Raw genomic sequence first — 12,108 nt, 5'->3', positions numbered from 1 at the left:
ATAGACGAACTAGATCACTTCGATCTCTATATTGCTGATTTGAAAAGCGCTCTTGGGACTTATGCAAAATACTCACATATATATCGGTTTTGAGGATGATAAACGTTTGAATTTCGATGTACCATTTTAGAAACCAACTAAATCGAGTAATAAAGAGTATCCAGCAGAATGGGCAAGCAGCAATGAGTAAAGTGGGGCTTTATCCCACTTTCAGCCATTTGCTGCAAACGGATCGCTTCCTATATCTTAAAATATACATACATATTCGGAGGTTGCCATGACTAGTAAATCTGCTACAAAAAATGAAACGGGCCAATCGCTTCCCCTCCCGGGGCCGCAAGCGAAAAGCACCGTTTTTGCGATTCTGATTGCGATCAGTTTCGTCCATCTGTTCAATGACTCGATTCAATCGGTCATTCCAGCGATCTTTCCGATCTTAAAGGAATCTATGAGCCTGAGCTACACGCAGATCGGCTGGATTTCATTCGCGATCAATTTTACAGCTTCAATCATGCAGCCCGTGATTGGCTTGTTTTCGGACAAACGACCTACGCCAGCTATTCTTCCCATCGGTATGGGCTTTACGCTGACCGGCATGCTGCTGCTCGCCTATGCTGCCGATTATAAAGCGGTGCTGATCGCAGTCATCTTTGTGGGTCTGGGCTCGGCTGCCTTTCACCCTGAAGGCTCGCGCGTATCCCATATGGCGGCAGGATCACGCCGGGGATTGGCACAATCCATTTTTCAAGTTGGCGGCAATGCGGGCCAATCGCTGGCGCCGATGCTCACGAGCTGGATTTTTATCCCGTTAGGACAATTCGGTGCGATCTGGTTCACAGGTATTGCAGCAGCGGGAATTGTGGTGCAATCGTTCATCGCCCGCTGGTACGGTAACGTCCTACGTACAGAAGGCGTTGCACGCAAAAAAGCGGTGGCACGCCGCATGAAGCCCGAAGTGCGTAACCGCGTTATGTTTGCCATGATTGTCCTCATTCTACTGGTATTCGTCCGTTCGTGGTACTCGACCTCGGTCGGAAGCTACTATTCGTTTTACCTGATGGAAGTATTTAAAATGCCATTGGCTGATGCACAGCTTTACATTTTCCTGTTCCTCGGGGCTGGAGCGCTAGGCACCTTCTTTGGCGGTCCGCTGGCGGACCGTTTTGGTAAACGAAATATGATTTTTCTGTCCATGGTATTAGCTGCACCGCTGGCGCTGTTGCTGCCTTATGCCAACCAATTCTGGACGGCAATCCTGCTGGCGATTATCGGATTTATTATGCTGTCTAGCTTTTCGGTCACAGTCGTATATGCACAGATGCTCGTGCCTGGCAAAATCGGGACCGTGTCTGGTCTCATTACGGGCCTCGCTTTTGGCCTTGGCGGTGTGGGCGCACTCGTGCTCGGCAACTGGATCGACAAAGTAGGCATCACCCACATCATGTTCTTGTGTGGCTTTTTGCCACTGCTCGGCATCTTAACCTTCCTGCTTCCTACAGATAAAACCCTGAACCGCTGGGCGGAAGAAAATGGAGCCGAAGTGTAACAGGCAAACGTGTGGCGGCCATCTTGGCCGCTGCACAACTTTATAGCCAACTCACGTGTTTCCTCACGAAAAAAATATCCCCTTTTACGCCTAAGTGTTGCAATCAGTTCTCTACTTCTGCCAAACGCATCAAAATACGACGCTTCCGATACAACATTTTCCCTGCTTCAGCTACGTCACTAATAGCGCTTCGATTCGCAATGGAGCCAAACAAAATACCCGCAATCGGGACCATTTGAAGCAGCTTTTTCCATCCAAACTGATCACGATAGGTGTTAATGACCTCTCTCCATCCCTGCATCTGGGAAAAAACCTGTGCCTGACGTGAAGGATCATCGAACAAAGCCAACTCCTCTAATACAGCCTTTTTACCCACAATATCAGATGAAGCAAATTGCATACATTTAATAATAAAAATGCGTTCCTGCTTATCATGGGGATTAAAGCCATAACACAAGGCTATTTCCTGAAGCACTTTGAGTGACAAGCCGAGCAAAAGAGGAATATCCGCCGCAATCGTAAACACACCCCCAATCCCCGTTGTTGCTCCCTGAGCGGTGGCAAAGGTAATGCGACCCGCCGTCATCTCGTCAGCAGTCCGATCCATGATTGTTAGCGGGAGCTCAGCCGCCTGCTTCAACTCCCACATAGGTTCGGCACTATGTTCCGAATCAGCGTTTTCCCCGGCACGAGGCAGGTCCTGCGTATCCGACACGGAATCTGTGCCATTTTGCTGAATTACATGTTCATGGGCCGTCTTTTTCAGCCTGTTCAGAACCGTTTCTTCCTTCACCAAATATTTGCCGCCGTTCTGAATGAAACTGCCCATCTCATTAAGCAGTTGCTCTAGCTTGTCTTTAATGATTTTGGGCGTCAGCCGATCCAGCAGCATAAAAGGCCATCTGCCGATTTTTTCCCAGAAAAAAATGTCCTTCTGTTCCTTTTCCCATTTTTCAATATTCTTCAGCTCATGACGCAATACGTCCTGGCTTTCCCGATATTCTGCAAGCTGCTTCATAACCGTAGACGTCTCCTTTTGACTATGCTAGTTTATGTATGGGTAATACGTAAGCAAGGCGAGTTCAGGTTTCTTTTTTTAGCAAACTAGATGATATAGTAAGTTAAAAATCCGTACAGATCGGAGTGTAATGATGAATAATGTAGAGCTTGTCCCTTACCATTGTGGGCATGATGCCATTTTACATACCTTCTACTTACCTGAGGAGCAGAAGCAGTTTACTGGAATGCCGGATGAAATGTTGACACTGGCCAAGGAAGATCCGCACCGCCATCCTGTCGTGATTACGGCTACTAGAACACCCGTTGGATTTTTCATTTTATACGATGGGGATGAATTAGCGGACTATACGAATATTTCTGAGGCACTGCTGCTGCACGCGTTCTCTATTCATTACGCAGATCAGGGACAAGGATTCGCTAAAAAAGGGCTGCTTCTACTACCACAGTTCATCGCCAGACACTTCCCACATATTCGCGAGATTGTACTGGGCGTCAATGCCCGTAATCTGCCTGCCCAAAATCTGTATCGCAAATGCGGCTTTATCGATGAAGGCAACACTAAAATGGGACAACACGGCTTGCAGCATATTTTTAAAATGAGCCTATAACGTTGACCTCGATAGCCCTCGCCCACATAAAAAAGCTTTCGGCACAAACGCCGAAAGCTTTTATCGTTAAATCTCACCAATGGAAAAACTCAATTTGTAATTACCAAACTTCGTAAGCTCATCCAGCATGGTATTTAACTCTGCCTGTGATGACATGCGCAAGCGCATCCAATAACAGCCTTCCCCACTCACCCGATGGATTTCGACAATATAGGGATGCTCCCGTGCAAAAGCCTGGAAAGCACTGTGAGTTGTTCCTGAATTCAAAAAAACCGTAATAAAGGCATGAATCGTCTGTCCAATTTTTTCAGGGTTCCAGCGCAGCGTATAGCCCTCGATAATGCCCGCATCCTGCATTTTTCGAACACGTGCCCCTACGGCTTGGCCCGTCAAATGAACAAGCTGACCGATCTCCTTGTTCGATAAAGAGCTGTCTTCAATTAAATGATGAAGAATGCGCAGATCGGTGTCATCAGGTACGAATAGTTCCATAGTTATTTTTCCTTTCATGATGAAACGAGAATGCTGGTTTTCCTTTCAGCAAGCTGTAGCCTGTAGCTCATTGCGTCAGATATGATTGTAACAGAAACAAAGAACCACCGAAAATACACTTGGTCCAAAAACATTCACTACCAAAGGAGCTTCCATATATGAAAATCACACTAATCCGTAACGCAACCTTATGGCTGGAATACGCTGGAGTAAAATTTCTGATTGATCCGATGTTAAGCGATGCTGGCGCAAATCCGCCAGTTCCCAATACGGAAAATGCCCGCCTTAATCCGCTGGTTCCCTTGCCGCCGCAATGGCAGGCACTCGGACAGCCTGACGTTGTGATCGTCACACATTTACATCCGGATCATTGGGACCCGGCAGCAGTACACTGGTTGGACAAACAAATTCCCGTCTTCTGTCAGCCCGGAAATGAAGAACAAATCACTGCTGATGGTTTTACACGGGTTACTCCGATTTGGGTGGCTGGTTCTGTGGGAGAAATTGAGATTATCCGTACAGCCGGGCATCACGGCACCGGAGAAATCGGGGAACAGATGGGACCCGTGTCCGGCTTTGTGTTTCAGGCTCCAGGTGAACCTGTCGTCTATTTGGCCGGGGATACGATCTGGTGCAGTGAAGTCGCGGAAACACTGGATAAATACCGTCCTGAGTGGACAATTGTGAACGCTGGAGGAGCACGGTTTACGGTAGGTGATCCTATTATTATGACTGCCCAAGATGTAACAGCTGTTGCACAGCATGCCTCTTATACACAAATCGTGGCTGTCCACATGGAGGCAATCAACCATTGTCTACTAACTCGCTCTGAGCTTACAGAACACATCAACCGTGAAGGTTTGGAGGGACGCGTCCATATTCCGGCAGATGGAGCAACGGTTTCGGGATAATATGTGTTCTGGCATCTGATGACGGTTCCTACATTCCAGGCCAAACAAACAAGACACCTCCAGCATCCACATTTCAAGTGGGACTGGAGGTGTCTTGTTTTACGATATCGAATCTGAGCTTAAGCTGATCTTTTGTTTTTGTTGTAAATATCGAAGGCAACTGCCAGCAGCAGCACCAAGCCCTTGATACCTTGCTGCCAGTCAATACCCAGACCAATCAGAGACATGCCGTTATTCAGTACGCCCATGACCAAACCACCGATAATGGCTCCAAAAACGGTTCCGATCCCGCCGGATGCCGAAGCACCGCCGATAAAGCAAGCTGCGATGGCATCCAGCTCAAAGTTCGTACCTGCTCTCGGCGTAGCCGCGTTCAGACGTGCAGCAAAGATCAGACCGGAAATGGCGGCCAGCACGCCCATGTTGACGAATACCCAGAACGTTACTTTTTTCGTTTTGACACCGGACAGACCCGCTGCCTTTTCATTTCCACCCAACGCATACACATGACGGCCCATAATCGTGCGGTTCATGACGAAGGAGTATACAACGATCAGTATGAACAGCAGTACAAGAATGTTAGGTATCCCCGCATAGCTCGCGAGCATGAAGGTGAACAGATTGATAACCGCAGCCACCACAATCAACTTGAGTACAAATAATGTCTGTGACGGAACCTCGAATCCATATTTAAGCTGCGAACGACGTTCGCGAATTTCGTTCACGATAAACCATACCGTGAGTGCAATGCCGACAATGATGGATACCAGGTTATACCCGGTAGATGAAAAATCCGGCAGGAAGCCTGAACTGATTTTCTGGAATCCTCCCGGAAATGGAGAGATAGATTGGCCTTCCAGCACGATCATTGTCAATCCGCGAAAGAGCAGCATTCCCGCCAATGTAACGATAAATGCCGGAATCCGTACATAAGCGACCCAGAACCCTTGCCATGCGCCGATTAATGCCCCGACCAGCAAGGATGCAATCACAGCGATCCATGCTGGAAGCTGCCAATCCACCATCATTATGGCGGCAACCGCACCGACAAAAGCGGCTATGGAGCCGACGGACAAATCAATATGTCCAGTGATGATGACCAGTACCATCCCGATAGCCAGTACGAGAATATAGCTGTTTTGCAGAATCAGATTGGTAATATTAATCGGCTTCAACAGCAGGCCGCCCGTCAGCACCTCGAACAAAATCATAATGACGACCAGCGCAATCATCATGCCATATTGGCGGATGTTATTTTTAAATAGTTTAGTTATGGTTTCCATGCTTCACGCCTCCTGACTTGGTCATATATTTCATCAACGTTTCCTGCGACGCGTCCTCACGGCTAACCTCTCCAGTGATCCGCCCAGCATTCATGACATAAATCCGGTCACACAAGCCTAGTACCTCTGGTAGCTCGGACGAAATGACCAGCACTCCCTTACCTTCAGCGGCAAGTCGATGAATAATCGTATAAATTTCATATTTGGCGCCCACATCAATGCCGCGTGTCGGCTCATCCAGAATCAGAATATCCGGCCCGGCAAAAATCCATTTGCTCAGCACCACCTTCTGCTGATTGCCGCCACTCAGATTACCTGTTTTCTGTAAAATGCTCGGCGCTTTGATGTTCATGCTTTTTTTCATTTCCTCTGCAACGACGACTTCCTCCTGCTCATTGACGACAGCGCCCTTCGTCAGCTTGTTCAGGCCAGTCAGCGAAATATTACGCTTGATGTCATCCATCAGAATGAGGCCATACTCCTTGCGATCCTCTGTCACATAGGCAAAACCGTTGTTGATCGCGTCCGTAACCGTGTTGTTCTGGATCGGCTTGCCGTCTTTAATCAGCTGACCGGAAATGTTGCGTCCATACGACTTGCCAAAAATGCTCATCGCCAGCTCGGTCCGTCCCGCTCCCATCAGCCCGGCAATACCGACAATTTCACCACGCCGAATGTTCAAATTCACCTGATCCAGCACCTTGCGGTCTGCATGGTGCTCGTGATACACCGTCCAATCCTTCACTTCCAAAACGACTTTGCCAATCTCGGCATGACGCTCTGGATAGCGGCTGGTCAGATCACGTCCAACCATCCCGCTAATGATCCGATCCTCCGTAACCTCATCCTTTTTCATATCCAGTGTCTCAATCGTCTTCCCGTCCCGCAAAATCGTAATTGAATCCGACACTTTTGCGACTTCATTCAGCTTGTGGGAGATGAGGATGCAGGAAATGCCCTGCTTTTTAAATTCCAGCATCAAATTAAGCAGATTTTCACTATCATCTTCATTCAACGCCGCTGTCGGTTCATCGAGAATAAGCAGCTTCACCTTTTTTGATAGCGCTTTCGCAATTTCGACCAGTTGTTGCTTCCCGACCCCGATGTTCGTAACTAATGTATTGGGATTTTCACTCAAACCGACCTTGGACAGTAGCTCGCGTGTCCCTACAAAAGTCTCTTTCCAATCAATCACGCCTCCACTGGCGCGTTCGTTGCCCAGATAAATATTTTCTGCAATCGAGAGATACGGGATCAGCGCCAGCTCCTGATGGATAATGACAATGCCCAATTCCTCGCTCTGCTTGATATCCTTGAACTCACACGTTTTGCCCTGGAAAACAATATCCCCTTCATAGGTTCCATGCGGATATACACCGCTTAGTACCTTCATCAGCGTCGATTTGCCTGCACCGTTCTCACCGCACAGGGAATGGATTTCGCCTTCCTTGACCTTGAGATTTACATTTTCCAATGCCTTCACGCCGGGAAAGGTTTTGGTAATTCCCTTCATTTCCAAAATGATTCCAGTCATGGGATACACTCCTTTCGCTTGGATTCCTGCTCTTATTTCAGTCCGATTTGCTCTTTGGTGTAATAGTGACTGCCGACAATATCCTTTTCCACATTCGTCCGATCCACCGAGATCGGATCAAGCAAGTAGGCAGGGATGATCTTTTTACCGTTGTTATAGGATTCGGTGTCATTCACTTCCGCTTGTTTGCCCTGTAAAATGCTGTTGGCCATCACGACCGTTTGCTCAGCCAGCTTGCGAGTATCCTTAAATACAGTTTGCGTCTGCTCCCCAGCCACAATGGACTTGATGGAAGCCAGCTCCGCATCCTGCCCTGTAATGATCGGCAGCGGCTTGTTCGCTGATCCATATCCGACCCCTTTTAGGGATGAAATGATACCGATACTGATTCCGTCATAAGGGGATAGTACCGCGTCCAGATTAGCCCCCGAATAGTACGCACTCAGCAGGTTATCCATTCTCGACTGGGCCAATGCTCCGTCCCACCGTAGTGTAGCGATCTGCGCCATCGTCATCTGCTTGCTGCGCACGACCAGTTTGCCGGAATCCACGTACGGTTTAAGTACAGACATCGCGCCATTAAAGAAGAAATAAGCGTTATTGTCATCCGGTGAACCACCGAATAGCTCGATATTGAATGGGCCTTTGCCTTCCTTAAGTCCCAACTTTTTCTCAATATACGCCGCCTGTAGCACGCCCACCTTAAAGTTATCGAAGGTCGCATAATACGTCAGATACGGTGTGTTGCGAATCAAACGGTCGTAAGAAATGACCTGAATGCCTCGGTCGTGTGCCTTCTGAATCACATCCGTCAGCGTGTTTCCGTCGACCGAAGCGATCACCATAACATTGACACCCTTAGTGATCATATTTTCGATTTGGGAGATTTGGTTTTCCACCACGTCCTCGGCGTACTGTAAATCCGTTTTATAGCCTTGCTCCTGAAACAACCGAACCATATTCTCCCCGTCCCCTACCCAACGCTCGGACGATTTGGTCGGCATGGAAATGCCCACATAGCCTTTTTCCTTGCTGCCCGTTCCACTCTCCGCCAAATTACAGGCCGAAAGCATCAGGGCCAAAACCAGAAGCCATACGACAACAGCTCCTTTTTTCATATGAAGTTCCCCTTTCCTCATGTGATGCGGGTCAATTTGAAGGTAAGGATTTTGCAAAATCCTCAGGTCAGTGCTGATTAGAGTCGAAATGAGATAGCGCTTACATAAGTGAGGCAACGAGTACCTCTCCTTTTTTTATGTGCAAACACATGGTATCATTCCAGGCCGGGAAAGGTCTTTGCTGGTTTTGAACTTTTTTTATAAAATTTTAACCTTTGTGATGGGGGGCAGGAGGGAAGAATAAAAAAACTTTGCCAGAGAAAAACTGTTGGCAAAGTCTGAGTAACATTGTAATTTGTTAAGATATTAGCCTAGGTCTTATACTGGCAGTTCACCAGTAATAAATTCGTCTAAGTAGAAGCTTTCATCATCTTTATATTTACTTTTAATTTTGCTCCAATATTTCATAAGTTGATTATAAGTTATCTTATCAACGCCATATATAAATACTAACCATCCATTAAGATGAGCCTGAAGTTGTTCTTTTTCCTGAATATTCAAAGAACCATGTTCTAAGTTGTGCAGCTTTGCTCTTAATATATTTTTAATATCCTTATCAACTCTTACTTCGTTCTGGTCATTAATTATTAACCCAGTAATATTTCTTCGTGTTCCTGGTCTTAATAAACGACTTTTTTTATAATTTATTTTATATCCTTCATCAAGGATAATTTCTTCAATACTTTTCCGAACTGCCATTAGTTTATCCGCATTTCTTGACGAAAGTGTAATGTCGTCAGCATAACGAGTAAAGGTAATATTCCTTTTGCTTGTAAGACCAGCTATTCTTCTATCTAATCTAATATTTATTAAATTTGACAAAGCAGGTGACGTCACTCCGCCTTGAGGTAACATGTCATTATATGTGCAATAATTTTTAAAAAGTTTGGCAACTTCTTTATTATAGCCGAGGGCTCTAAATAAATTATAGACATACTTCCCGCTAATAGATGGAAAAAAATCCTCTATATCCATACAGTAAAAAAATGTATTGTCTAAATGCCTTTTAGCATTATCTAGAATACTAACCCCTTTCACAAAACCAGTAGCATAAGGACTATTAGGCAAATAATCCAATATATATCTTAAAATCCAAGCTTGTACAGCCTTCAAATCAGAAGATGGACAGAATAAAATCCTATCGCCTCCCGACTTTTTACCAATTATTACTTGTTTATAAAATAAGTTTGTTTTAAATGATAAATGATAGAGTCTTTGCACAGACAAATTCATTTGCATTGATAAATCGCTGATACTATTTATTTGTGGAAGTCCTAGTATATAAGCAGTAGAACTCAAATTCTCATTCCCTTTCAGAATAAAAAAATAGGGCATAGTATACATGCCCCGATTATTTGGAAAGTGGCAGCAGACTTACCTAAAAAGAACGATGATCAAAATTAAATTTTGTGCAGCTGCGCAAAATTTAATTTTGATTATTACGCTGATCGGAAGTTTAAGCTTGAGGCAGTGAACCACTACCCAAAAAAAGTTGCTCTAAGTCGCCACCGAATTCTTCCAGTATTTTCTTAATTCGAATTTTATCATATCTAGTCTAAATTTGTCGAGTGAATATATAATAAAATTCACACCGAAATCTTTTATTAATTTTTCATGTCCTATTTTTGTGATTTTATAAACATTGCCTACCAATCTTATTTCCCTTCTTCTTAAAAGCATGTTTAGAGACGAATCTACTATTGTGATATTTTTTTCTCTTTCAGCTTTATCATCTGATGAAACCGCCTTAATAATCTCAATAATATTTTTTCTACTACAGTTATCAATCACATAAAGTAATGACAAGAGAAACCTTTCTGTAAATATTGGATTTGATACTGAAGTTTTAATAGTTTCAGAATTATATTTCTTTATTTCTCTAATACTGTTCTTTAAAAAAATTTTCTCTTCATAAGTAAATGTATTCATGTTCTTCCATATAACTCTTGATTTTTTTCTGCTTTTCAATAATTTAATTGGCCCGACTTTAATAAAGCTATTATGTCTCTCATATTTCTTATCAAGGTATACGATTAGCTTATCTCTTAAAATTATATGGTTGCAAAAAGCACCCAATTCAGTGAATGAGCCTGGACTTTCTATACACATTACTATCGCATCAACGCTTTCAGCAAGTAAGTTTTCCAGAGTTAACAAATCATTCTGTGACAATATTTCCTCAAATATATGCTCCGGAAAGTATATATTAATTTTTTCATCAGATAATGAATCTTGAATTCTCCTCCTCAGGCTATCTTTATTTTTAACAGACGCCCCGATTAAGAATATATTTACGTCTTGTTTAAATAATCTTTCTAAATTTAAATAAAGAGAATCATATACTTTCTTTCCAATTTCAACACGTTTGTAATTTAGCAAATCTGTTTTATTATAAATACTATTCACCCCAAATCTCATATTTTTTATTTAGGTAAGGAGCAAACTTCCTAGATGAAAGAATTCATACTTCAAAATAATTTTCAAGCGCTTATAAGGCCCTCTTCAATTTATAAAAGTTGATTTTATCTTTTTTTGATTCATGAATCAAAATGGAAACCACTGAAGGATAGGTAAATTTTATTCTACTAACTTTGAACGACCAAATTAATAATTCTAATAATTCTTGGTCTGTGATAGTATCATACCCTTTCATTCTTGTTATTCCAGAACCAAACAAGGGTATAGAGATTGATCTTCCGCAGTATACAATATCTACCTCGTTCCAGAAGTTTAGAAGAAAGTTTACATACTCCTCCATACTTAGATATGCTCTGTTTTCATTGTCGAACTTCGAAAACGCAGTTAATAAGTACGTATCAACTTCAAGAATAGTGCCTAGTTTATATCTGCTTTTCTTTCCATCTCTCCTAGAAACATTGCTCTCAACGATCATATCTATTAAATGATTATTGGTCTCAATTAAGTTATCCAATGAATCACAATCTCTCACTACATTATTAATATATTTACCATTAAGTGTATTGTCAGATACTATTTTATTATCTACTTGAGTATCAAAGTACTCGTTAAAGGCAATAACTTTAAGATCTATTTCATTGAAAATATCACCAACTCTAATATTCACAATAGAATTATTAATAAGCAGTTGTGTTCTAGTCAATAAATTGGCTCTTAACCATAGAAAAATATACAGCACCAATAAAAATATAAAGAAAACAATCCCTGCAAATAATTTATAACTATCTGATATTTTCACAAAAATAAAAATAAATGAGAATATTACGCTGACTATCGAAAGTATTGAACCATAACCTTTAAGCAATTCTTTATCAAAAAAATTGACCTTTATTTTCACTGTTATTCCTCCAAAAATTATACCTTAAACAATTATTTATACCATATAGAACAAGTTAAACGATTCTTATAGAGATATAATAAGCATCAACTTATACTTATATTACTTAGAATTCAGAATGCTATTGCCACCATCCTAATCAGGGACGTAATAATATCGGAATATGGTTGCTCCCTAACTTGTTTGTTATATGTAACTCTATGAAGTAACGACCTTATGTTATTGAGCTGGCATGTTTCAAGCAGTTGACTCTCTCTCCGTTATTATATCATCTCCTAAG

At 43.0% G+C, this 12,108-nt stretch carries 11 protein-coding genes; 3 read left to right on the top strand and 8 right to left on the bottom strand.

Going from position 1 to position 12,108, the window contains the following annotated elements; genetic code table 11:
* Positions 1–277 precede the first annotated feature (277 nt).
* Positions 278–1,546, top strand: coding sequence for an MFS transporter (locus NSQ58_RS19480; protein WP_023987356.1), 1,269 nt, complete (start codon positions 278–280; stop codon positions 1,544–1,546).
* A gap of 103 nt (positions 1,547–1,649) precedes the next feature.
* Here the strand turns inward: NSQ58_RS19480 and NSQ58_RS19475 are convergent, their stop codons facing one another.
* Complete coding sequence (locus NSQ58_RS19475) at positions 1,650–2,564, bottom strand: EcsC family protein (RefSeq protein WP_023987355.1); 915 nt, start codon at positions 2,562–2,564, stop codon at positions 1,650–1,652.
* Between the two features lie 133 nt (positions 2,565–2,697).
* On the opposite strand from NSQ58_RS19475, the gene NSQ58_RS19470 reads away from it, so the two are divergent.
* On the top strand, positions 2,698–3,174 hold the full coding sequence (locus NSQ58_RS19470) for a GNAT family N-acetyltransferase (RefSeq protein ID WP_341058550.1): 477 nt from the start codon (positions 2,698–2,700) through the stop codon (positions 3,172–3,174).
* Between the two features lie 66 nt (positions 3,175–3,240).
* Here the strand turns inward: NSQ58_RS19470 and NSQ58_RS19465 are convergent, their stop codons facing one another.
* Entirely contained in the window at positions 3,241–3,666 is a 426-nt protein-coding gene (locus NSQ58_RS19465) for an Lrp/AsnC family transcriptional regulator (protein WP_023987353.1), read from the bottom strand.
* A 158-nt stretch (positions 3,667–3,824) separates the two neighbouring features.
* Here NSQ58_RS19465 and NSQ58_RS19460 point away from each other — a divergent pair, with 158 nt between their 5' ends.
* Positions 3,825–4,577, top strand: a complete 753-nt coding sequence (locus NSQ58_RS19460) for an MBL fold metallo-hydrolase (protein ID WP_341058056.1) — start codon at positions 3,825–3,827, stop codon at positions 4,575–4,577.
* A 119-nt stretch (positions 4,578–4,696) separates the two neighbouring features.
* On the opposite strand, the gene mmsB is transcribed toward NSQ58_RS19460, so the two are convergent.
* The 6 genes from mmsB to NSQ58_RS19430 all read right to left on the bottom strand — a co-directional run bounded on the left by mmsB (position 4,697) and on the right by NSQ58_RS19430 (position 11,828).
* Positions 4,697–5,860, bottom strand: a complete 1,164-nt coding sequence (mmsB, locus tag NSQ58_RS19455; RefSeq protein ID WP_068938496.1) for a multiple monosaccharide ABC transporter permease — start codon at positions 5,858–5,860, stop codon at positions 4,697–4,699.
* Positions 5,844–7,394, bottom strand: coding sequence for a multiple monosaccharide ABC transporter ATP-binding protein (mmsA, locus tag NSQ58_RS19450; RefSeq protein WP_053324804.1), 1,551 nt, complete (start codon positions 7,392–7,394; stop codon positions 5,844–5,846). Before mmsA ends, mmsB begins: the two co-directional genes overlap by 17 nt.
* 32 nt (positions 7,395–7,426) lie before the next feature.
* Positions 7,427–8,512, bottom strand: coding sequence for a multiple monosaccharide ABC transporter substrate-binding protein (gene chvE / locus NSQ58_RS19445; RefSeq protein WP_053324803.1), 1,086 nt, complete (start codon positions 8,510–8,512; stop codon positions 7,427–7,429).
* Positions 8,513–8,830: 318 nt separating this feature from the next.
* Positions 8,831–9,811, bottom strand: coding sequence for a retron St85 family RNA-directed DNA polymerase (locus NSQ58_RS19440; protein ID WP_341058055.1), 981 nt, complete (start codon positions 9,809–9,811; stop codon positions 8,831–8,833).
* Positions 9,812–10,009: 198 nt separating this feature from the next.
* Entirely contained in the window at positions 10,010–10,918 is a 909-nt protein-coding gene (locus NSQ58_RS19435) for a retron St85 family effector protein (protein WP_341058053.1), read from the bottom strand.
* Positions 10,919–11,000: 82 nt separating this feature from the next.
* Entirely contained in the window at positions 11,001–11,828 is an 828-nt protein-coding gene (locus tag NSQ58_RS19430) for a macro domain-containing protein (RefSeq protein WP_341058052.1), read from the bottom strand.
* Between the last annotated feature and the right edge of the window lie 280 nt (positions 11,829–12,108).

It is taken from the genome of Paenibacillus sp. FSL M7-0134, from assembly GCF_038007865.1.
Classification (GTDB): domain Bacteria; phylum Bacillota; class Bacilli; order Paenibacillales; family Paenibacillaceae; genus Paenibacillus; species Paenibacillus polymyxa_B.
This window is presented reverse-complemented; position numbering and strand designations above follow the sequence as displayed.